Annotated in this window: 21 protein-coding genes; 7 read left to right on the forward strand and 14 right to left on the reverse strand. The window is 66.3% G+C overall.

Going from position 1 to position 20,711, the window contains the following annotated elements:
* Window positions 1-109: 109 nt before the first annotated feature.
* Window positions 110-1,132 (reverse strand): Holliday junction branch migration DNA helicase RuvB, encoded by a 1,023-nt coding sequence (ruvB, locus tag ABD050_RS19150; RefSeq protein ID WP_343891099.1) that lies wholly within the window; start codon window positions 1,130-1,132, stop codon window positions 110-112.
* 59 nt (window positions 1,133-1,191) lie between these two features.
* Here ruvB and ABD050_RS19155 point away from each other — a divergent pair, with 59 nt between their 5' ends.
* The gene (locus tag ABD050_RS19155; protein WP_343891100.1) at window positions 1,192-2,094 is read left to right on the forward strand and encodes a 2-hydroxyacid dehydrogenase; all 903 of its coding nucleotides are present in this window, start codon (window positions 1,192-1,194) and stop codon (window positions 2,092-2,094) included.
* A gap of 380 nt (window positions 2,095-2,474) precedes the next feature.
* On the opposite strand, the gene ruvA is transcribed toward ABD050_RS19155, so the two are convergent.
* The 5 genes from ruvA to ABD050_RS19180 all read right to left on the reverse strand — a co-directional run bounded on the left by ruvA (window position 2,475) and on the right by ABD050_RS19180 (window position 5,130).
* Window positions 2,475-3,065: a Holliday junction branch migration protein RuvA gene (ruvA, locus tag ABD050_RS19160; protein ID WP_343891101.1), complete on the reverse strand. Its 591-nt coding sequence runs from the start codon at window positions 3,063-3,065 to the stop codon at window positions 2,475-2,477.
* A gap of 117 nt (window positions 3,066-3,182) precedes the next feature.
* Complete coding sequence (gene ruvC / locus ABD050_RS19165) at window positions 3,183-3,674, reverse strand: crossover junction endodeoxyribonuclease RuvC (RefSeq protein WP_343891214.1); 492 nt, start codon at window positions 3,672-3,674, stop codon at window positions 3,183-3,185.
* On the reverse strand, window positions 3,671-4,414 hold the full coding sequence (locus ABD050_RS19170; protein ID WP_343891102.1) for a YebC/PmpR family DNA-binding transcriptional regulator: 744 nt from the start codon (window positions 4,412-4,414) through the stop codon (window positions 3,671-3,673). Before ABD050_RS19170 ends, ruvC begins: the two co-directional genes overlap by 4 nt.
* 115 nt (window positions 4,415-4,529) lie before the next feature.
* Complete coding sequence (locus ABD050_RS19175; RefSeq protein ID WP_343891103.1) at window positions 4,530-4,769, reverse strand: DUF2312 domain-containing protein; 240 nt, start codon at window positions 4,767-4,769, stop codon at window positions 4,530-4,532.
* 49 nt (window positions 4,770-4,818) lie between these two features.
* Window positions 4,819-5,130 (reverse strand): DUF1244 domain-containing protein, encoded by a 312-nt coding sequence (locus ABD050_RS19180; protein WP_343891104.1) that lies wholly within the window; start codon window positions 5,128-5,130, stop codon window positions 4,819-4,821.
* Between the two features lie 73 nt (window positions 5,131-5,203).
* Between ABD050_RS19180 and pyk the strand changes: the two genes are divergently transcribed.
* Entirely contained in the window at window positions 5,204-6,661 is a 1,458-nt protein-coding gene (gene pyk / locus ABD050_RS19185; RefSeq protein ID WP_343891105.1) for a pyruvate kinase, read from the forward strand.
* Here pyk and ABD050_RS19190 read toward each other — a convergent pair.
* Both ABD050_RS19190 and ykgO read right to left on the reverse strand, forming a co-directional pair.
* On the reverse strand, window positions 6,658-7,272 hold the full coding sequence (locus tag ABD050_RS19190) for an HAD family hydrolase (RefSeq protein ID WP_343891106.1): 615 nt from the start codon (window positions 7,270-7,272) through the stop codon (window positions 6,658-6,660). The genes pyk and ABD050_RS19190 overlap by 4 nt on opposite strands.
* Window positions 7,273-7,398 carry a type B 50S ribosomal protein L36 gene (ykgO, locus tag ABD050_RS19195; protein WP_004210176.1) on the reverse strand — a complete coding sequence of 42 codons (126 nt, stop codon included), beginning with the start codon at window positions 7,396-7,398 and terminating at the stop codon, window positions 7,273-7,275.
* A gap of 152 nt (window positions 7,399-7,550) precedes the next feature.
* On the opposite strand from ykgO, the gene ABD050_RS19200 reads away from it, so the two are divergent.
* From ABD050_RS19200 to ABD050_RS19220, 5 genes are all read left to right on the forward strand, one after another.
* Entirely contained in the window at window positions 7,551-8,168 is a 618-nt protein-coding gene (locus ABD050_RS19200; RefSeq protein ID WP_343891107.1) for a DUF4136 domain-containing protein, read from the forward strand.
* Window positions 8,165-9,283: a M14 family metallopeptidase gene (locus tag ABD050_RS19205; RefSeq protein ID WP_343891108.1), complete on the forward strand. Its 1,119-nt coding sequence runs from the start codon at window positions 8,165-8,167 to the stop codon at window positions 9,281-9,283. Before ABD050_RS19200 ends, ABD050_RS19205 begins: the two co-directional genes overlap by 4 nt.
* A gap of 60 nt (window positions 9,284-9,343) precedes the next feature.
* Entirely contained in the window at window positions 9,344-10,030 is a 687-nt protein-coding gene (gene gpmA / locus ABD050_RS19210) for a 2,3-diphosphoglycerate-dependent phosphoglycerate mutase (RefSeq protein WP_343891109.1), read from the forward strand.
* Between the two features lie 161 nt (window positions 10,031-10,191).
* Window positions 10,192-10,677: a 5-(carboxyamino)imidazole ribonucleotide mutase gene (gene purE, locus ABD050_RS19215; protein WP_343891110.1), complete on the forward strand. Its 486-nt coding sequence runs from the start codon at window positions 10,192-10,194 to the stop codon at window positions 10,675-10,677.
* Window positions 10,674-11,753, forward strand: a complete 1,080-nt coding sequence (locus ABD050_RS19220) for a 5-(carboxyamino)imidazole ribonucleotide synthase (protein WP_343891111.1) — start codon at window positions 10,674-10,676, stop codon at window positions 11,751-11,753. The genes purE and ABD050_RS19220 overlap by 4 nt, the downstream gene beginning before the upstream one ends.
* Before the next feature lie 214 nt (window positions 11,754-11,967).
* On the opposite strand, the gene ABD050_RS19225 is transcribed toward ABD050_RS19220, so the two are convergent.
* The 6 genes from ABD050_RS19225 to ABD050_RS19250 all read right to left on the reverse strand — a co-directional run bounded on the left by ABD050_RS19225 (window position 11,968) and on the right by ABD050_RS19250 (window position 20,654).
* Entirely contained in the window at window positions 11,968-12,267 is a 300-nt protein-coding gene (locus ABD050_RS19225; RefSeq protein ID WP_343891112.1) for a hypothetical protein, read from the reverse strand.
* A 23-nt stretch (window positions 12,268-12,290) separates the two neighbouring features.
* Window positions 12,291-15,113 carry a M16 family metallopeptidase gene (locus tag ABD050_RS19230; RefSeq protein ID WP_343891113.1) on the reverse strand — a complete coding sequence of 941 codons (2,823 nt, stop codon included), beginning with the start codon at window positions 15,111-15,113 and terminating at the stop codon, window positions 12,291-12,293.
* A gap of 66 nt (window positions 15,114-15,179) precedes the next feature.
* Window positions 15,180-17,321 (reverse strand): penicillin acylase family protein, encoded by a 2,142-nt coding sequence (locus ABD050_RS19235; protein ID WP_343891114.1) that lies wholly within the window; start codon window positions 17,319-17,321, stop codon window positions 15,180-15,182.
* Window positions 17,322-17,336: 15 nt separating this feature from the next.
* Complete coding sequence (locus ABD050_RS19240; RefSeq protein WP_343891115.1) at window positions 17,337-18,695, reverse strand: DUF5690 family protein; 1,359 nt, start codon at window positions 18,693-18,695, stop codon at window positions 17,337-17,339.
* Window positions 18,692-19,504, reverse strand: a complete 813-nt coding sequence (phnX, locus tag ABD050_RS19245; protein WP_343891116.1) for a phosphonoacetaldehyde hydrolase — start codon at window positions 19,502-19,504, stop codon at window positions 18,692-18,694. The genes ABD050_RS19240 and phnX overlap by 4 nt, the downstream gene beginning before the upstream one ends.
* A gap of 10 nt (window positions 19,505-19,514) precedes the next feature.
* The gene (locus tag ABD050_RS19250) at window positions 19,515-20,654 is read right to left on the reverse strand and encodes a TIGR03364 family FAD-dependent oxidoreductase (protein WP_343891117.1); all 1,140 of its coding nucleotides are present in this window, start codon (window positions 20,652-20,654) and stop codon (window positions 19,515-19,517) included.
* Window positions 20,655-20,711: the final 57 nt, after the last annotated feature.

Genomic DNA, 20,711 nt, shown 5'->3' on the forward strand with positions numbered 1-20,711 from the left:
GCAGAATCCTCAGGATTTGTCTGCCGTGCACCAACCCCTACAGATAAAATCCCGGACAGCAGTGGGAGGTGTGCCGGGGTCCAATCGTGCCGCAGCGCGTCGCCCAGGCCTAATCGAACAGCCCGTCCTGCGTGCTCGCGGGCGGGTTCAACCCGAGATGCTTCCACCCGCCGGCATTGAGGCAGCGTCCCCGCGCCGTCCGTGCGATCAGGCCGAGCTGGATGAGATAGGGCTCGATCACTTCCTCGACCGTGTCGCGCGGTTCGCTCAAGCCCGCCGCGAGCGTCTCGACGCCGACCGGGCCGCCGCGATAGACGTCGGCGATCATCATCAGATAGCGCCGGTCCATCGCATCCAGCCCGAGCCCGTCGACCTCGAGCCGGGTGAGCGCCGCGTCGGCGATCTTCGCGTCAACGGTCGCATTGCCGGCGACATTGGCGAAATCGCGCACCCGCCGCAGCAGCCGCCCGGCGATGCGCGGGGTGCCGCGCGAGCGGCGCGCGATTTCGTGGGCGCCGTCGGGCGCGACATGGAGATCGAGCAGGGTCGCCGCCCGCGTCACCACCCGCTCGAGCTCGTCGACACTGTAGAAATGGAGCCGCACCGGGATGCCGAAGCGATCGCGGAGCGGCGTCGTCAGCAGGCCCTGGCGCGTGGTCGCACCGACCAGGGTGAAGCGCGGCAGGTCGATCCTGACCGAGCGTGCCGACGGCCCTTCGCCGATCATCAGGTCGAGCGCACGGTCTTCCATCGCCGGATAGAGAATTTCCTCGACCGCCGGCGCGAGGCGGTGGATCTCGTCGATGAAGAGAACGTCGCCGTCCTCGAGATTGGTGAGGAGGGCGGCGAGATCGCCCGACTTGGCGATCACCGGGCCCGAGGTGGCGCGGAAGCCCACCCCCATTTCGCGCGCGATGATCTGGGCGAGCGTCGTCTTGCCAAGCCCCGGCGGGCCGAAGAACAGGACATGGTCGAGCGCCTCGCCGCGGTTCTTCGCCGCCGAGATGAAGATGCGCAGATTCTCGCGCGCCGCCTTTTGCCCGACGAAATCGTCGAGGCTCTTCGGGCGCAGCGCCGCGTCGATATCCTCGGGCTTGCGCGCGGGCGTGATGAGGCGGTCGCTGTCGGTCACGTCACGGCGATAGCGCGCCGATGCTGGCGGGGGCAAGGCGCGCGCCTTATGAGGACGAGATGAGCGATCTTCCCGACCTGTATCTCCCCGCCGCGATGGCGCCTTCGTTGATGGCCGAGCTGGCACAGCGCTTCCGGATCCATCGCGACAACCCGCCCGCCACGACGCGCGCGATCGTCGGCGGTGGCTCGGTGCTGGTCGACACGGCATTGCTCGATGCGCTGCCCGCGCTCGAAATCGTCGCGGTCAACGGCGTCGGGCATGACCGGATCGATCTCGCCGCGGCACGGTCGCGCGGTGTGCGGGTGACGACCACGCCCGACGTGCTGATCAGCGACGTCGCCGACCTTGCGATCGGGCTGATGCTGGCGGTCGACCGGCGGATCGCCTTCAACGATCGCGCGGTGCGGGCGGGCGGCTGGGACGTTCCGCTCGGCCGGCGAACCAGCGGGCGGCGGATCGGCATTTTCGGCTTCGGCCAGATCGGCCAGGCAATCGCCCGCCGCGCGGAACCCTTTGCCAGCGAAGTGCTGTATACCGCCCGGCACGAGCGCCCGGACTTACGCTTCCGCTTCGTCCCCGATATCGCGGCGCTGGCCGATGCCTGCGACACGCTGATCCTGATCGCGCCGGGCGGAAAGGAAACCCGGCATATCGTCGATGCGGCGGTGCTCGAGAAGCTGGGCGAGCAGGGCGTGCTGATCAACGTGGCGCGCGGCAGCCTGGTCGACGAGCCGGCGCTGGTTGCTGCGCTCGCCGCCGGCACCATCGCGGGCGCCGGGCTCGATGTCTTCGAGAACGAGCCGCAGGTGCCCGACGCGCTCAAGGCGATGGACCGCGTTGTTCTCATGCCGCATCAGGGGAGCGCCACGGTCGAATGCCGTGTAGCAATGGCCGCTCTCGTCCTCGCCAATCTCGATGCGCATTTCGCGGGGCTGCCGCTGGTGACTCCGATCCTGTGACCGGGTCGGCGCCGCGTTGAAGGTGTCGATTCAACTTCGACCGAGATTTTGGAACGGATGGAGCGGGCGGAGTCGCAGGTCGATTTCGCACCGCTCTTTGACATGACTGAAATCCGTTGACCGACAGGCGCCGCTGTTATCCCGCTGTTCGCCGCTGTTGTGGCCGGCGGCGCCGCTGTTAATCGCCGCTGTTCCCCGCTGTTATTCAACAACAGCGGGATCGCCGACAAGCGTTTGATAATACGTAAGGAAATTGCCCGCAAAATCCAACATAACAGCGGCGGAAAAAATTTTTCGAAAGAACAGCGGGAACAGCGGGCGGGCGAGCTCTCAGGCGATTGCCTGGGTCCGGGGGACCGATCCGATTTGCACGGCCCTCCCTATCGGGCTGCCTTCCTGAGCGCGAGCCGCACCAGCGCATCGAGGCTGGCGCTCCCGCCCAGCTCCTCCTCGGCGGCGGCCACCGCGCTGCTCGCTTCGGCGGGGCGGAAACCAAGGTTGAGCAGCGCCGACACCGCATCGGCGCTCGCGCCGCTTGCCGCGATCGGGGCCGCGCCGCCGATCGCGACGCCGCCGATCTTGTCCTTGAGTTCGCGCACTATGCGCTCGGCGAGCTTTGGGCCGACGCCATTGGCGCGCGCGACCATTGCCTTATCCTGGGCAGCGATCGCGCGGCTGAGATCAGCCGGATCAAGCGCTGAGAGGATGGCGAGCGCCACCCGGGCGCCGACGCCCTGGACGCCGGTGAGCAGGCGGAACCAGTCGCGTTCGCTTGCGGTCGCGAAGCCGACGAGACGGATGAAATCCTCCGCGACGAGCATTTCGGTGTGGAGCATCACCGCCTCGCCGACCGGGCCGATCGCGGCGAGGGTTTTCGTCGAGGCACCGACCAGATAGCCGACGCCGCCGACGTCGATCACCGCATGGTCGATGCCGGTTGAGTCGAGGCGGCCTTTGAGATGGGCGATCATGTCGTGGTCTGGTTCAATCCGTCATGCCGGACTTGTTCCGGCATCCACCGGGCCGCAAGCGCCGCGCGCTGTTCGTATGCGGCACGGTGGACCCCGGAACAAGTCCGGGGTGACGGGTCAGGCTCGGGGCACATGCCGCGCCGACGCCATATGATGCGCGTGGCATATCGCCACCGCAAGCGCATCGGCCGCATCGGGGCCGTCGATCGTCACGCCCGGCAGCAGCCGCGCGACCATCGCATGGACCTGGGCCTTCTCGGCAGCGCCGGTGCCGACCACCGCCTTCTTGACCAGCCGCGCGGCATATTCGCCGACCTCGATCCCGCTGCGCGCCACCGCGCACAGCGCCACGCCGCGGGCCTGGCCGAGCTTCAGCGTCGATTGCGGGTTGGCGTTGACGAACACTTCCTCGACCGCGGCGCTTTCAGGCGCATGATCGGCGATCAGCGCGACCAGCATCGCGTCGAGATGAGCGAGACGGCGAGGGAGCGCCGTCGTACTGTCGGTCTTGAGCCTGCCATTGGCGAGGTGGGAAAGCCGGTTGCCCTCGGCGCGGATCAGGCCCCAGCCGGTCGTGCCGAGGCCCGGATCGAGGCCGAGGATGATCAGCCGAGCTTCTCCATCACTGCATCCGACACTTCGTAATTGCCCCAGACCTGCTGGACGTCGTCGTCATCGTCGAGCGTGTCGATCAGCTTGAACAGCAGGCCGGCATCATCCTCGCCGACATCGACCATGGTCTGCGGCCGCCAGGCGAGCTTGGCGCCTTCGGGCTCGCCGAGCACCGGCGTGATTGCCTTGACGACCTCATGGAGCGATTCGTTCGACGTCCAGATCTCGTGACCTTCATCGCTCGATTCGACATCCTCGGCGCCGGCATCGAGCGCTGCCTCGAACACCTTCTCGGCGTCGCCGGCACTGGCCGGATAGGAAATCAGCCCCATCCGGTCGAAGCCATGGCTCACCGAGCCGCTCGCGCCGAGATTGCCGCCATTCTTGGAAACGGCGGTGCGGACATTGGTGGCGGTGCGGTTGCGGTTGTCGGTCAGCGCCTCGATGATCAGCGAGACGCCGCCTGGACCAAAGCCCTCATAGCGGATTTCCTCGTAATTCTCGGCGTCGCCGCGCGCTGCCTTGTCGATCGCGCGCTGGATATTGTCCTTGGGCATCGACTGCGCCTTGGCGGCGTTGACCGCCGCGCGCAGGCGCGGGTTCATGTCCGGATCGGGCGTGCCCATCTTCGCCGCGACGGTGATTTCGCGGCTGAGCTTCGAGAAGGCCGCTGACCGTTTCTTGTCCTGCGCGCCCTTGCGGTACATGATGTTCTTGTATTTGGAATGGCCTGCCATCGGGTCCTCTATCTCACAATCCGGGCGGAGCCTGTCGGTCCGCTCTTTTCTCTGAACCCCGGGGTAGAAGAAAGAACGGCCCTTCGACAAGTTCAGCGGCGAAGCGACGGGCTGATCAATCCAGCCCGAGCGCCGCCTTGTAGGTCTCGAGCAGCATCTCGGCCTCGTCGCGGTGATGCTTTTCCATCCGGCGCAGACGGACGATCGCACGCATCGTCTTGGTGTCATAGCCGTTGGATTTCGATTCGGCATAGACGTCCTTGATGTCGTCAGCGATGCCCTTTTTCTCTTCCTCGAGCCGCTCGATCCGCTCGATGAAGAGTCGAAGCTGGTCGGCGGCGATCACGTCGCTCATGGATATTCCTCGGTTGAATCGGTGAAGGTGGCGGCCTTAGCGGCGCTGGTCACGCGCGTCCATTCTTCGCGACGCTTGTCGCCATTCGGGCGAGCTGTTCGGGCGTCGCCTCGGGCTGGTTGGCCTTCCACTGCGCATAAGACATGCCGTAGATCGCCTCACGCGCCGCCTCTTTGTCGAGCGCACCCCCGGGGACTTCGGCGCTTGCCTCCCGCACCCAATCCGACAGGCAATTGCGGCAGAAACCGGCCAGCCCCATCAGGTCGACATTCTGCGCATCGGCACGGTGCCTGAGATGCGCGACGAGTCGCCGAAAGGCGGCGGCTGCCACCACATCATCCAGGTCTTCGATCGTCGCCATGCCATTCTCCCAACTTGATCGTCCCGAGATAGGGATTAGAGGCAGTCGCGCACAAGCCGAGGAAAGCGTTGTCATGACCAAGGCCATTCATCCGCGATCGCGTCAGGTACGCGTGCTGGCGACGCTGGGCCCCGCCAGCAACACGGTGGAAATGATCGGCCGCCTTTTCGAGGCGGGCGCCGACGCGTTTCGCGTGAACATGAGCCATGGCGACCAGCATTCGAAGATCGCGGTGATCGCTGCGATCCGCAGCCTCGAGAAGAAATTCGGCCGGCCGACGACGATCCTCGCCGACCTGCAGGGCCCCAAGCTTCGCGTCGGCAAGTTCGAGGGCGGCAGGACCGAGCTCGTCACCGGCACCAGCTTCACGCTCGATCGCGACAAGGCGCCGGGCGACGCAACCCGCGTCGAGCTGCCGCACCGCGAGATCTTCGAGGCGATCAGGCCGGGCGCGCGGCTGTTGCTTGACGACGGCAAGCTCGTGCTTCGGGTGGAAAGCCATGATGAGAAGACGATCGTGACGACGGTGGTCGTCGGCGGGCCGCTGTCGAACAACAAGGGGCTGAACGTCCCTGATGTCGTGCTGCCGATGGCGGCGCTGACCGAGAAGGATCGCAGCGACCTCGCCTTCGCGATCGACCAGGGGGTCGACTGGATTGCCCTGAGCTTCGTCCAGCGGCCCGAGGATCTCGCCGAAGCGCGCAAGCTGATCGGCGGCAAGGCGGCGCTGCTCGCCAAGATCGAGAAACCCTCGGCGATCGACCGCCTCGAGGAGATTGTCGAGCAATGCGACGGCGTGATGGTCGCGCGCGGCGACCTCGGCGTCGAGCTGCCGCCCGAATCGGTGCCGCCGCTCCAGAAGAGGATCGTCGAGACGGCGCGGCGGCTCGGCCGGCCCGTGATCGTCGCGACCCAGATGCTCGAATCGATGATCACCGCGCCGACGCCGACCCGCGCCGAAGTCTCGGACGTCGCGACCGCGGTCTATGACGGGGCTGACGCGATCATGCTTTCGGCGGAAAGCGCCGCCGGCGCCTGGCCGATCGAATCGGTCGCGATGATGAATTCGATCGCCAACGCCGTCGAACGCGACCCGATGCATGGCGACCGGATCCACTTCACGATCACCCGGCCCGACCCGACCACGGCGGATGCCCTTGCCGAGGCAGCGAAGAACATCGCGGCGACAGTCTCGGCGGCGGCGATCATCTGCTTCACCTCCTCGGGCTCGACCGCACGGCGGGTGGCGCGCGAGCGGCCGTCAGTGCCGCTGCTCGTCCTCACCCCCAAGATCGATACGGCGCGGCGGCTCGGGCTGCTCTGGGGGACTCATGCCGTCCACACCCGCGACGTCGAATCGTTCGAGGACATGGTCGCCAAGGCGAAGCGCATGGCGCTGCGCCACAATATCGCCAAGGCGGGCGACCGGGTGATCCTCATCGCCGGCGTTCCGTTCCGCACGCCGGGCTCGACCAATGTGCTGCATGTGGTGCGCCTGCTGGGCGACGAGCTGAAGGGCTATGGGGGTTAGGCGAGCAGCCCGAGCCTGACGAGATCGCTTCGCAGCGTCGGCGCATCGACGAAGAGCAGGCCCTGAATCCCCACGGCTTCGGCGCCTTCGATATTGTCTTCGCGGTCGTCGACGAACACCGCCTCGCCCGGCTCCAGCCCGAAACGATCGAGCGCTAGCCGGTAGATCGCCGCATCCGGCTTGACGAGCTTCTCGTCGCCCGAGACGACCACGTCGCGAAAGCGATCGAAGATCGCGGCTTCCCGCGCGCGGAACGGCACCCAGAATTCGCCCGAGAAATTGGTGATCGCGTAGAGCGGAACGCCCGCCGCATCGAGCTCCTCGACCAGTTCGGCCATGCCCGGCAGCATGCCCGGGATCGTCTCGCTGAAGCGCGGACCCCAGGCGGCGATATGGTCGGCGAATTCCGGATGCGCTGCACTCAGCTCGGCCGAAGTCTCGGCAAAAGGCCGGCCGGCATCATGCTGGAAATGCCATTCCTTGGTCGCGACATCGCGCAGGAATGCATCGAGCGCCCGATCATCATCGATCAGGCGCTCGTAGAGGAACCTCGGGTTCCAGTCATAAAGGACGTTGCCGACGTCGAAGACGACGGCAATCGGCCGCGTCACTTAGCCCTGGCGGGCCTTGAAGCGGCGATTCGTCTTGTTGATGACATAGGTACGGCCACGGCGGCGAATCACGCGGTTGTCGCGGTGACGCCCCTTGAGCGACTTGAGTGAATTGCGGATCTTCATGAGAGCGCTTCTTTGATTCTCGGGTGTTCGGAAAAGAGGCGCTCGCATATGGTCCGGGGGGCTTCAAGTCAACCCGCATGGGCATGGAACCCGTAAGCGGCTATGGAGCGTTACAAGAGCGCAACAACCGGTTTCGAAGAGGATAGCATGAGATGAGCACGGCGCGGATTTTGCTGGTCGCCCTGGCGGCGACGGGCCTGGCAGGTTGCACGACGACCGAGAGCGGGCCTGTGCATGTAACGCGTTACCACCTCGGCGCGCCGCTCGAGCGCGGCACGGTTGCCGTCGAACCGGCGGTTCGGGGCGGCCCTGCGAGCCTGGAATTCGAGACCTATGGCAATGCAGTCCAGAGCGAATTGCTCGGCCAGGGCTATAGCGCCGCGGCGCCCAATGCACCGACTCAATATCTCGCGGTCGTCAGCTACACCAACACGCTGCGCGAAGGCCCGCCAAAGCCGCCACCGTTCACCATCGGCATCGGCGGCGGCGGTTACAGCGGCGGCGGCTATCATGGCGGCGGCGGGGTCGGGATCGGCGGGGGTGTCTCCTTTCCCGTCGGCAAGCGCCGCAGCAACGATCTGGTCGTGACTGAACTGGCGGTTCAGATCAGGCGCCGCAGTGACGGCACGGTGATCTGGGAAGGCCGTGCGCAGACCGAAGCGAGCGAGCACGCCGCAGCCGCGCAGCCGGGCGTCGCGGCGGCAAAATTGGCGCACGCGCTGTTCCTGGGCTTTCCCGGCGAATCGGGCCGCTCTATCACGATCAAATGAGCATCCAGATCAACGCCGCCTTTGACGGCGGCAATATTCGCCTCGTCGCGATTGATGGAGACCGTGTCGACCTGGAGATCGCGCAGGATCACCAGTCCGAATTCTATCAATGGTTCTATTTCCGGGTGGCGGGCGCGACTGGCCGCAAGATCACCTATCGCATCGTGAACGCGGGGAAATCGGCCTATCCATTCGGCTGGCCGGGGTACAAGGCGCGGGTCTCGACTGACCGGCTAAGCTGGCGGATGATCGAGACGCGCTATGCGGACGGCGTGCTCGAATTCGACTGGGCGGGCGGCAGCCAGCTCGTCTGGTTCGCCTATTTCGCCCCCTATACGATGGAGCAGCATGACGCGCTGGTCGCGCGGATTGCGGCGCAGCCCGGCGTGGCGCACCGCCAGCTCGGCGAATCGCTAGACGGCCGCGCGATCGATTGCCTCGACATCGGTAGCGGGCCGAAGCCGGTGTGGCTCTATGCCCGCCAGCATCCCGGCGAGACGATGGCCGAATGGTGGATGGAAGGCGCGCTCGAGATGCTGACCGACCGGGCGAACCCGGTGACGACGGCACTGCTCGGGAAAGCGACCTTCCATGTCGTGCCCAACATGAACCCGGACGGCTCGTTCCGCGGCCATCTCCGCACCAATGCGGCCGGCGTGAACCTCAATCGCGAATGGCATGCGCCGTCGCCCGAAAGAAGCCCCGAAGTGCTGTGCGTGCGGAACGCGATGGACGAGACCGGCGTCGCCTTCGCTATGGACGTACATGGCGACGAGGCGATTCCGGCCAATTTCCTCGCCGGATTCGAGGGCATCCCGAGCTGGACGGAGGCGCTCGGCGACAAATTCTACGCTTATGCGCGCCGCCTTGCCGACCACACCCCCGATTTCCAGCTCGACAAGGGCTATGAGAAATCGGCGCCCGGCAAGGCGAACCTGACCATGTCGACCAACCAGCTCGCCGAGCGCTTCGGCGCAGTCGGCATGACGCTGGAGATGCCGTTCAAGGACCATGACCCGAACCCGGATGCCGAATATGGCTGGTCGCCCGAGCGCTCGAAAAAACTGGCGCATGCCTGCCTCGAAATACTGGCTGACGTGATCGACACCATCTGACCCATTGACGCGGTCACGCCGACCCTGTTTCAGCGTCCCCGCACGGTCTGAAGGAAATCAATGCCAATTCTAGTCCTGATCCGCCACGGCCAGTCGGCGTGGAACCTCGAGAACCGCTTCACCGGCTGGTGGGACGTCGACGTGACCGAAAAGGGCGCCGAGGAGGCGCGCGCGGCCGGACGGCTGATGGCCGAGAAGGGCCTCGATTTCGACCAGACCTTCACCAGCGTGCAGACCCGCGCGATCAAGACGCTTGACCTCGCGCTCGAGGAAATGGGGCGGCTGTGGCTTCCGGTCGAGAAGGACTGGCGATTGAACGAACGCCATTATGGCGGGCTGACCGGGCTCAACAAGGCCGAGACAGCCGCGAAACATGGCGACGAGCAGGTCCATATCTGGCGCCGCAGCTTCGACATTCCGCCGCCGCCGATGGCGCCGGGCAGCCCCTTCGATCTCTCGCAGGACCGCCGCTATGCCGGCATCGCGATCCCGGCGACCGAAAGCCTGAAGGACACGATCGCCCGGGTGCTGCCCTATTGGGAGGGCCGGATCGCGCCGGCGCTCAAGGCCGGGCAGCGCGTGCTGATCTCGGCGCACGGCAATTCGCTCCGCGCGCTGGTCAAGCATCTGTCGAACATCCCGGACGACGCAATCACCAGCCTCGAGATTCCGACCGGGCAGCCGATCGTCTACGAGCTTGACGAAGCGCTGAACGCGACCGACCGCTATTATCTGAGCGAGCGCTGAGCTTCATCCGCCATGCCGGAGTCGTTCCGGCACCCGCTGCGCCGCAAATCCTGCAGCCTTTGGGCTGCGGCACGGTGGACCCCGGAACAAGTCCGGAGTGACGGGTTGCGGTTGCGGCTGGGCATGGTTACCAGCGTCCCTCCTCCCACCGGGTATCTCTCATGACGGATCACCCCCTTGTCGGCATCATCATGGGCAGCGCTTCCGATTGGGAGACGATGCGCCATGCCGCCGACATGCTCGCCGAACTCGGCGTGCCGCATGAGAGCAAGGTGATCTCCGCGCATCGCACGCCGCAACGCCTCTATGATTATGCGATGCAGGCCGAGATTCGCGGGCTGAAGGTGATCATCGCCGGCGCCGGCGGCGCCGCGCATCTGCCGGGCATGACTGCCTCGATGACTCATCTGCCGGTGCTCGGCGTGCCGGTCGAATCCAAGGCGCTGAAGGGCATGGATAGCCTGCTCTCGATCGTCCAGATGCCCGGCGGCGTTCCGGTCGGCACGCTCGCGATCGGCAAGCCGGGCGCAAAAAATGCCGGACTGCTCGCCGCCGCGATCCTCGCGACGCATGACGCGCTGCTTGCCGAGCGGCTCAAGAAATGGCGGGCGGCGCAGACCGAGGCAGTCGCGATCAACCCCGAATGACTGCCGAAAAGACGATGCTACCTCCAGGATCGACGATCGGCATTCTCGGCGGCGGCCAGCTCGGGCGGATGCTGGCGAGCGCAGCGGCCGAGCTCGGCTATCATACCCGCGTCCTCGCGCCCGACGCCGAAAGCGTGGCGGCGCAGACTGCGTCGAGCTTCACCCGCGCCGATTATCACAGCCGGATCGTGCTCGACGAGCTCGCTTCCTCGACCGATGTGGTGACGTACGAGTTCGAGAATATCGCGCTCGACCCGGTCGAATATCTGGCGAGCCAGCTGCCGGTCTATCCGCCCCCCGCTGCGCTCAGGGTCGCGCAGGACCGGGCGACCGAGAAGGGCTTCGTCGAGGCGCTTGGCGGCCGGACGGCGCCGTGGCGCAAGGTCACGAGCCTTGACGAACTGCGAGGCGCGCTGGCCGAGATCGGCGCGCCCGCGATCCTGAAGACGCTGAGGCTGGGCTATGACGGCAAGGGCCAGGTACGCATCCGCGACATCGCCGATGCTGAAGCGGCGTGGGACGCGATCGGGGCGCGACCGGCGATCCTCGAAGGGTTCGTCACCTTCGGGCATGAATTCTCGATCCTGCTGGTGCGCGGCGTCGACGGCGCGATGGTCAGCTATCCGCCGCCCTGGAACGAGCATGTCGACGGCATCCTTGCCCGCTCCTCGCTGCCCGCGCCGGTCGAAATCGCGCGGCACTGGACCGAGGCGGCGGCGCTGGCCGGCCGGGTTGCCGACAAGCTCGGTTATGTCGGCGTGCTGACCCTCGAATATTTCGCGACCGACAACGGGCCGGTGTTCAACGAGATGGCGCCGCGAGTGCATAATTCGGGGCATTGGACGATTGAGGGTGCCGTCGCGTCGCAATTCGAGAACCATATCCGCGCAATCTGCGGGTTGCCGCTTGGCGATACGGGACTGACGGCGGCGCACATCGAGATGGAGAATCTGATCGGCGAGGATGCGGAGCGCTGGGCGGAAATTCTCGCTGAGCCGGGTGCCCATCTGCATTTGTACGGCAAGACGATCCGCCCGGGGCGTAAGATGGGGCACGTCACACGGCTGGCCCGATAGATAGTTCTCCCCTTGCTCGGGGAGGATTTATTTGACCCCCGGCAGGTCGATATAGCTCTGCCCAACGGCCGCGACCGTCACCTTTTGCGTCGCCTTCACATGATCCCCGGGCTCGGGGCAGCGGACGCCTGAACGAGTCCGGGGTGACGAAAAGGAAAACGGCCCGCCTCCCGAGGAAGACGAGCCGCTTTCGCAAGCAGGGGTAGCCGCCCGCTTATGCGGCGCGCGTGCCGCTCATCGGGAAGCTGCCGAACGCGCCGGCGCCGACAGTGCCGGTGATCGAATCGCCATCGGCGGTTGCCTTGCAGTCGAGCGTCATCGGCATCGGCACGGTGATGCTCATTGACCAGGCGATCGTATCGCCGTCAGCAGTGCCGCTGATGTCGACCGAGCCCATTGCGCCGACATAGCTGCCGCTGAAGGCACCGCCGTCGGTCTTGACCGTCAGCACCGCCTTCTGGTCGCCGAGCGGCGATTTCACGACCGTATCCCAGCTTCCGTCGATACCAGCCATTGAGTCTCTCCTAGCCTGAATTCCTAGCGCACTTCCGCGACGGAAGCGGCGGGCACCACCTCAACCGGCAGCCCGAGGCTGTCAAGCTGAGGGCGGACCTTCGCCGCGTCGCCGACGACAATCCAGATGAACTTGTTCGGGTCGATTGCCGCGCGTGCCGCAGCGTCAAGCTGCGGTAAGGTCAGCGCGCGATATTTTTGCGTGATCGTCGCATAATAATTGTCCGGGCGGCGATAGAGGTCGTTCGACTGCATCGCACTCAACACAGCGGACGAGGTTTCGAAATTGCCGGGCAAGGCGCGAATCGCGCCGACGATGGTGCGATCGAACTCGGGCTGGGTGATCCCGCTCGTCGTCAGGAAGTCCTTCACATCGCTTTGCAGCGCGGCGATCGAGGCGCCGGTCTTGTCGGCCTGGACCGGGGCCTGGATCAGATAGGGCGACGCGAATTCGGCGCGGCGAATCGTGCCCGAGACGCCATAGGACCAATGCTTGCCTTCGCGCAGGTCCATGTTGATCCGCGACAGGAAATTGCCGCCGAGCGAATCATTGGCTGCAATGACCGGCAGCAACTCGTCAGTGCCGACGAGAGGCGTCGGCGCAGCGCCGATGATCAGCGATTGCGGCGAATCAGGGCGGTCGATCAGCAGGATCTTCGGCGCTGACGGGCTGGACGCGACCGAGAAATCCTTGGTCCCGGCCGGCCCCGTCGCGGCCCAGCTGCCGAAGCGCGAATCGAGCACTGTCCTGATCTCGGCCAGCGGCCGATCGCTGACGACGAAGATCTTCGCCTTGTCAGGCCTGAGCCAGGCGTGCTGGAAGGCGATCAGGTCATCGCGGGTCAGCAGCGCGACTGCCTTGGGGTCGCCGCTGCCGAAGCCGCGGGCGTAAGGCGAGGCCGGACCATAAACGAGCCGCGGCAGCACCCGCGAGGCGAGGCCGCCCGGATTGGTCAGCTCGGCCGAGATCTGGGCGAGCTGCTGCCCCTTGACGCGCTCGACCTCAGCCGGCGCGAACGCCGGATTCTCGACCACGTCAGCGAACAGATCGACCGCTGCGCCGAGATTGGGGCTTGGGGTGAACAGCGAGAGGTTGGTGCGATCAGTAGTCGCGCTCGCCCCGATATTGGCGCCGAGCCGCTCCTTGGCCTCGGCAAGCGTGATCGAGTCCCTGCTCGTGGTGCCCTCGCCCATCATCGACAAGGTTAGCTGCTGCGTGCCGAGCCTGGTCGCCGGATCGGCGGCAACGCCCGCATCGAAACTCATGATCATGCGGGTGACCGGCACCGCCGCCTGGTGCGCATAGACGATCTCGATGCCGTTGCTCAGTTTGGTGCGCTCGACCGCCGGAAAGACGAGATCGGCGATCGTGCCGACCGCCGGCAGCGCGCCGCGCGTTCCCTTGGCGGGCGGGCTGTTGTCGGCGGGCGCCTTGGCGGGCGTGCCCGCCTCGGCATAGGCGGCACGCGGACCGGGCTCGACGGTTAGCGCATAGACCGGGCGCGACAGCCATTTGGCGGTCGCTGCCTGGACCGTGGCGGGAGTTTCAGCGGCGAGCGTCGCCAGCTCCTTCTTGTAATGGTCGGGATCGTGCGAATAGAGCTCGCCCGACGCAAGCGTGACTGCCTTGCCCCCGAAGCCGCCGACGGATTCGAGCCCGGCGATGGTTCCCGAAACGCTGCCCGTGGCGACGCGCTGCACTTCGTCAGCAGTCGGGCCCTTCGCGATCAGATCAGCAATGATCTCGTCGAGCCGCTTCGACACCAGGGCCGGATCGACGCCCGGCTTCACATCGGCATAGACGGTGAAGAGGCCGGTCTGCGCGAAGGTCTCGTTGCTCGCGGTGACTCGGACGGCGAGCTTCTCGCGGCGCACCAGCGCATTGTCGAGCCGCGAGCTCGACAGGCCGCCCAGCACGCCGGCGGTCACGTCGAGCGCGACCGAATCCTTGTTGTCCAGCCCGGGCACCGCCCACATCCGGTAGAGTCGCGTGGTCGAAACCCGGTCCTTCATCACCTCGGATTTGGGTGCGGCCAGCGTCGGCACATTGGCTGCCGGCACAAGGCTCTCGGGGCCGCGGGGGATGCCGCCGAAATATTTCTCGACCAGCGGCTTCGCGGTCGCCGCATCGATATCGCCGGCGAGCACTAGCACGGCGTTGTTCGGGCCGTAATGGCCGCGGAACCAGTTCTTCACATCATCGAGGCTCGCCGCGTCGAGATCGGCCATCGAGCCGATCGTCGTGTGGCCATAGGGATGATTGGCGGGGAACAGGGCCTCGATCTGCTTGTATTCGACCAGCCCGAAAGGCTGGTTGTCGCCCTGGCGCTTCTCGTTCTGGACGACGCCGCGCTGCTCGTCGAGCACGCCTTGGGTCATCGCGCCGAGCAGATAACCCATCCGGTCGCTTTCGAGGAACAGGGCCCGCTCGAGCGCGGGTGCGGGCACCGTCTCGAAATAATTGGTGCGATCGAAATAGGTCGTGCCGTTGAAGTCGGTCGCGCCGACTTCCTTCAAGGGCGTGAAGAAATCGCCCGGCGCATTCTCGCTGCCGTTGAACATCAGATGCTCGAACAGATGGGCGAAGCCGGTCTTGCCGGCGGGCTCGAACTTCGAGCCGACATTGTACCAGACGGACACGGCGACGATCGGCGCCTTGCGATCGGTATGGACGATCACCCTGAGGCCGTTGGGAAGCGTGAACTGCTGATAGGGAATATCGACGCTCTTCACGAGTGCCGAGACCGGCGCCGGCTTGGCGGCATCGGCCTTGGCAGGGGCGGCGGCGACCGGCGCGGCAAGCGCGGCGAGCGCCACGCCGGCCAGCGCGAAGAGCTTTATATTCATGAAGTTATACCCTCGAAATAGAAAGACTGTCTTGCGATGGTATAGCAGCGCCTTTGGGCCACGCAATCAGGGGCGATAGACCCTTTCGAGATGATGCCTGAGGTCGGCGGGATCGAACCAGACCGGCTTCAGCTGGTGCCGCACGAACAGCGGCGCCTGATCGGCATAATGCGGCGAATCAGGCCGCGTGGTCGCCGCGCCGAAGGGCTGGATCGACTGCGAGCTGACCTTGCCCTGTTTGTCCCAGGCGATGAACATGATGAAGCTGTCGCCATGCTTCACCGCGAGCCGGCCATCGGGCGCCTCGTCCCACAACTCCGCGGCGTGGAGCACATCGGGGCCGCCGTCCATCGCCAGGTCGACCTTGCCCTGACGAACCCGCAGGACCTCGCCGAGCGGCGGATCGAGCCGACCGAAATGGCTCTTCAGATAGGCCGCCGCGGTTGCGAGCGCATCGCGTGGATCCGCCGGGGGCCGGCGCTGATAATGCCATTTGTTGCCCGCGCGCATCAACAGCGCGGCGATCGCATCCGCCGGTCCCTTGCCGTCGAAATTCCAGTCCCATCTGGCGAGCAGCGCCTTGGCGTCGATCAGTGCGCGATCTCCCCTGGGATCCACCGCCGCCAGATCAGCGAACCATTTCGCGGCCCAACTGACATGGCTCACCCCGGTATCGAACTTGATCGCGTGGAGATCGGCGTCGCTGATCCTCGGGTTCGCCCCCATCAGTTCGAGCGCGCGCGTGGCGCGGTTGGTGGTGTCGGTCTCGATCCCGAGCAGCGGCGAATAGTCTTCCGGCCTGATCTCCGAGCCGGTGCCCGCCGCCTGGAAAGGCGTATTGTTGGCGTTGATCAGGAAGCCCGATGCCGGGTTCACATTTCGCGGCACCTGCGACCAGGGCACCGTCCCCGCCGCCAGGTCGCGCGAAATATCGCCGGGCAGGACATGGGCATAATCATAGCCCGGCTTCCGGTTGAGGAAGCTCGCATTGTAGAAATAGGCGATATTGCCCTTTGCATCGCCATAAATGAAATTGGTCGCCGGCACGCCCTGCATCGCCAGCGCCTTCTGCCATTCGCCGAAATCGCGGGCGCGGTTGAGGCGGTAATATTCCTCGACCATCTTCAACTGATCGGCGCCCGCATAGCGGATCGCGAAATCGCCCCTGGGCGTTTCGACCACCGGGCCCTGCACTGCGCGCAGCACCGTCTTCGGCACCGGCAGGACGAACGGGCCCCAGAGCTTCACGTGCAGCCAGACCCGGGTCCTTTCAAGCGGCCGCCACTGGCCATCGAAGCGGTAATGGGTGCGATCGCCGTCCAGGGCGAGCTTGTAGACGTCAGTCAGATCGGGGCGGTTTACCGTGTTGGTCCAGCCCAGAGTCCGGTTGTGGCCGAGGAGCGGATAGGGCGCGCCCGGGAAGGTGGCGCCAGCGAAATTCCAGCCGGTGCCTGAATGCACCACCAGCTCATACCAGGCCGCGCCACCGCGCCAGGGCTGGTGCGAATTGGAGACGAGGCGGGTGAAGCCGTCCGACGACCGCTTCGGCGCGACGACGAAGGCGTTCGATCCATTCTCGTTGCCGTTGGGGCCGATCGGCGTGATGTCGGGCCCGTCGGGGGTCGGGCCGGCGCTGTCGGGCGGCAGGGCAGTGTCGCCGGCCAGCGCTCCGAGCACCTGATCGAGCCCGAAGAAAAAGGGCGAGCGCAGCACGAATCCGGTCGCGACGTCCTCGCCACTGACCGGGAAGAGCCCCGCCAGCCGGATCTCGCCTGGATGCTTGTCGGCATAGCGGTTGAGCCCCGAGGCATAGCCGTCGAGCAGCGCCCGCACATCGGACGGCTGCTTCCCATAGTCGCGCGCGACGGTCTCGCGTGCGCCGAGCAGATGGAGGACATAGTCGGTCTTCGCCCCATCCTGCCCGGTCATCGCGCCGAGCCGGCCGCGAGTCATCGCCAGCACTTCCTGCAGAGTCGAGAAATCATCCTCGGCATGGGCATAGGCGATGCCATAGGCGACATCGGGGTCGGTCTTGCCGAAGATGTGCGGCACGCCGAACGTGTCGCGGGCAATCTTCACGTCATAGGCATGGGCGGGCGGCGGCGCAGGAGCGGTCGCGGTCAGCGGCTCCCAGACGGCGAGGCCGATCGCGACCAGGATCAGAAAGACGACCAGTCCGGTCGCGCCCCGCACGAGATTTCGCCGCATTCACCCTCACCCGCTCTATTGTGCGGCGAGTGTAGCGGCGGGCGATGTCCGGGGCGAGCGCGATTGCACCGAAGCGCGGAGGCGGTTCATGGCAAATCCTGTCGCGACGATGCCGACAAGGCTGGTGACATAGGCCAGGTCGCACATGAAACTGGTCCAGCGCAGCGACATATGGGCGAAATTGCGCAGGAGCAGGAGGAGCACGCTGCCGCAATAGCCGCTCGCATCGGCGACATAGATGAGGAATCCGGCATTGCCGGCGGTGGCGGTCGCCGCGATCATCCGGTCGAACAGCAGCGCATTGAATGGCGTGTAGGAAAGATACAGGCCGGCGCCGACCGCTATCATCCAGGCCACCGGCCCCAGCCACCCAAGCTGGAAGGCTGCCGTCGCCAGACCCGCCACAGCGAGGCCGATCGCGATCAAAGCGAGGTTCCACAAGACCGCATCGCGATTGTCGCGCACCCGGATCAGCAAGCTGAGCGCGACCAGGACGACGATCGCGACCGGCAGTTCGGACCAGGTGAAGATGCTCGCCTCGCCGCCATAGCCCAATTCGCCCCAAATCTCGGCGGCGAAATTATCGCGGAAATCCCGGAGCATGGTCAGCAGCACATAGACTCCGATCAGCGCAATCAAGGCTGGTGCATGGGCAGCGAAAAACCGGCGCCGCTGCGCTGCATTCATCGGCGTGCGCGGCACGCGCTCGAGTTCGTCGCGCGCGTCGGGTGGCGGCAGCTGGACGAGCGCCCAGACCGAAAGCAGCAATATCGGCGTGAACACCAGGCCGGTCGCCGCCGGCATCCAGCGCTCGCTCGCCCAGCCGCCGACCAGCAGCGCAGTCCCCGCCGATTTCACGACCCCGGAGGACAGGATGAAGCTCGCGCACAGCATTGCGCCGAGGACCTCGGTGAGGCGGCGGCCCTCGAGGAAACCGAATACCAGCCCCCAGATCATGCCGAGGCAGAGGCCGTTGAGGAACAGCGCGGCGACGCCCGCGACCGGCGGCACGATTGCGAAACCGGCCAGCGCCACTTCGGACAAGCCGATCAGCAACAGGATCGCGCCGGCACGATGCGCCGGCGGCATTTCGGAGACGATCTTGATGCCGATCAGCTTGGAGAGCGCATAGCCGGCGACCTGTGCGATCACGAGCATGATCTTGAAATCGATCACGAATGGCCAGCCGGCGACATGCGCATAGTTCGCCGCGGTGAAGGGCTTGCGGAAGGCGTACATCGCGAAATAGGCGCCGAACGCCGCGAGCCCTCCATAGAGTGCGAAGGCGGCAGGCGGAGCGGTGCGCAACCAGGTGGTGACGGCGCTTTCCCGGCGGGTCCGCGCCACATCCAGAGGCGCGTGCAGGGTGGTCATGCGCCGGGCCTCTCGCCCGCGTCGATCCGCGCGGCGATCGTCTCGAGCACCGGCCAGAGATCGGCAACGCTCGGCACGACATAATCAGCGCCGGCGGCGCGCAGATCGGCCGCGGCGGCCGCGATCCGCTCGTCGCGCTCGCCTTCGGGCAGGGCAAGCAGCGCCTCATAGCCAAGGCCGACGCCGTTGCCCGAGGCTGAGAGGCCAACCGTCCAGGCGCCGGCCGCACTGCCTTCGCCAATACCCACTGTCGCGTCGTCGACCTTGACGCAGGTCCAGGCGGGCCAGACGCCGAGCTCGACCAGGCCTTTCCAGAGCATCAGCGGCGACGGGCGGCCCTCGAGGGTCTCGCCCGAGCAGACCACGACATCGGGCGTATAGCCCTGCTCGGCGGCGAGCGGCAGGATGTCCGCCATCATCGGGCGGGTATAGCCGGTGCAGGACGCGATCCTGACGCCCTCCGCCCGGAGCCTGACCACCAGATCGGCAGCGCCCGGGATGAGCGCGGCGCAGTCCTTCGCGGCGCCGCGCATCATCGGCTCGACCGCATCGTGGAGACTGGCCACGTCCGCTTCGGTCGGGGGAGCACCATGCATGGCGCGCCAGGCCTCACCGACGCGCGGCGCGGCGAGGATCGCACGGATATGGTCGCGCTTGGCACGGCCCATATCGGCTCGCGCCTCGGCCTCGGAGATCGGCGTCCCCGCCTGCTCGAACACCCGCTGCAGCGCCACGACCGGCGCGCGGCAGCCATGATCGATCATCGTGCCCGCCCAATCGAGGATGACCGCCCTGATAGCGAAACTCATTTCACGAAGCTCATGCGGCGGCTCCAAGCCTGTCATCGGTGAGGTCGGCGATCACCTCCTCGGCGAGCGCGAAGGAAGTCGAGGCGCCGGTGCCGCTCGTCACGACGACCAGCCGCACGCCCTCGAGCGGCGCCTCGACGATGCTGTGGCCGGCCGCCGACGCGTAGGTGCCTGTCCAGCGTTCGAGGACAGGCGGCACGCTGCCGAACACGGCGCGGAACTCCTCTAGGATCAGCCGGTCGACCTGGTCAGAGGCGAAGGGGTCGGGCGTCCGGGCATAATGATGGCTGTCGCCGACGATGAGGCTGCCATCGGCGCCCTGCGCGACGATCAGGTGGATGCCGTTGGCGAGATGATCGGGGCGCTCGGCCTGAAGGCGCCGCTTGAGCGCCTTCGCCTCGGGCAGCGCGGCATAGCCGAGATAGCGGACCATCCCGAGATCCGACATGATCGTCGCCGGGAGCCCGTAGCCGGGCGACGCGAGGCGGAGCATCTGCAGCTTGCAGCGGGTGATCTCCGCTTTGGCGAGCGCGTCGGGAAAGAGCGTGGTGAGATCGTCCCCGGGGCAGACAATGATATGCTGCGCCCGGATAACGCCTTCGGCGGTTTCGAGCCGCCCGCTCTCGACATGATGGACAGCGACGCCGCGCCGGAACGCGACCCCCCGGCCCTGTTCGAGCCACGCAGCCAGCGCCGGAATGGCGGTGCGGGATTCGACCCGAAGATCAATCATGCTCGACAGCACGCCTTCGAGATGGGTCGGCCGCATGTCGCCCAAGAACGCCCTGGCCGCTGCACCCTCGATCCAGGTGCAGCCCTCCGCCATCTCGGTTGCGAGAAAGGCTTCGCAGACCAGCCGCGCTTCGGGCCGCTGGGCGACCATGGCGAGGCCGCGCTGCTCGACGGCGATCCCGGCCGGGCCGGCGATCTCGGCCCACACATCGCGCGAACGACGGGCGCGACGCCACACATTGCCCTGTTCCTGCCCCGTCACCGTGACGAAACCGAAATTGCGGATCGAGGCGCCATTGGCCTGGGCGTCGCGGTCGACAACGACAGCGCTCAGGCCGAGCCGTGTCGCCGCCAGCGCATGGGCGAGGCCGACAATGCCGGCGCCGACGATAGCGATGTCGAACGAATCCTGTGCCAATCCACTTACTCCCGGGCGCCTGTTCTGGGCTCGGGCAGCGGGGTCGCGCCAAGGCTT

The organism is Sphingomonas oligophenolica (genome assembly GCF_039522915.1).
GTDB classification, from domain to species: Bacteria; Pseudomonadota; Alphaproteobacteria; order Sphingomonadales; family Sphingomonadaceae; genus Sphingomonas; species Sphingomonas oligophenolica.

Excerpts from the sequence above, each read along its gene's own strand:
- ABD050_RS19155 (WP_343891100.1), top strand. The coding sequence starts at position 1,192 with ATGAGCGATCTTCCCGACCTGTATCTCCCCGCCGCGATGGCGCCTTCG.
- ruvA (WP_343891101.1), bottom strand. The coding sequence starts at position 3,065 with ATGATCGCCCATCTCAAAGGCCGCCTCGACTCAACCGGCATCGACCAT.
- ABD050_RS19170 (WP_343891102.1), bottom strand. The coding sequence starts at position 4,414 with ATGGCAGGCCATTCCAAATACAAGAACATCATGTACCGCAAGGGCGCG.
- ABD050_RS19175 (WP_343891103.1), bottom strand. The coding sequence starts at position 4,769 with ATGAGCGACGTGATCGCCGCCGACCAGCTTCGACTCTTCATCGAGCGG.
- ABD050_RS19180 (WP_343891104.1), bottom strand. The coding sequence starts at position 5,130 with ATGGCGACGATCGAAGACCTGGATGATGTGGTGGCAGCCGCCGCCTTT.
- pyk (WP_343891105.1), top strand. The coding sequence starts at position 5,204 with ATGACCAAGGCCATTCATCCGCGATCGCGTCAGGTACGCGTGCTGGCG.
- ykgO (WP_004210176.1), bottom strand. The coding sequence starts at position 7,398 with ATGAAGATCCGCAATTCACTCAAGTCGCTCAAGGGGCGTCACCGCGAC.
- ABD050_RS19200 (WP_343891107.1), top strand. The coding sequence starts at position 7,551 with ATGAGCACGGCGCGGATTTTGCTGGTCGCCCTGGCGGCGACGGGCCTG.
- ABD050_RS19205 (WP_343891108.1), top strand. The coding sequence starts at position 8,165 with ATGAGCATCCAGATCAACGCCGCCTTTGACGGCGGCAATATTCGCCTC.
- gpmA (WP_343891109.1), top strand. The coding sequence starts at position 9,344 with ATGCCAATTCTAGTCCTGATCCGCCACGGCCAGTCGGCGTGGAACCTC.
- purE (WP_343891110.1), top strand. The coding sequence starts at position 10,192 with ATGACGGATCACCCCCTTGTCGGCATCATCATGGGCAGCGCTTCCGAT.
- ABD050_RS19220 (WP_343891111.1), top strand. The coding sequence starts at position 10,674 with ATGACTGCCGAAAAGACGATGCTACCTCCAGGATCGACGATCGGCATT.
- ABD050_RS19225 (WP_343891112.1), bottom strand. The coding sequence starts at position 12,267 with ATGGCTGGTATCGACGGAAGCTGGGATACGGTCGTGAAATCGCCGCTC.
- ABD050_RS19230 (WP_343891113.1), bottom strand. The coding sequence starts at position 15,113 with ATGAATATAAAGCTCTTCGCGCTGGCCGGCGTGGCGCTCGCCGCGCTT.
- ABD050_RS19235 (WP_343891114.1), bottom strand. The coding sequence starts at position 17,321 with ATGCGGCGAAATCTCGTGCGGGGCGCGACCGGACTGGTCGTCTTTCTG.
- ABD050_RS19240 (WP_343891115.1), bottom strand. The coding sequence starts at position 18,695 with ATGACCACCCTGCACGCGCCTCTGGATGTGGCGCGGACCCGCCGGGAA.
- phnX (WP_343891116.1), bottom strand. The coding sequence starts at position 19,504 with ATGAGTTTCGCTATCAGGGCGGTCATCCTCGATTGGGCGGGCACGATG.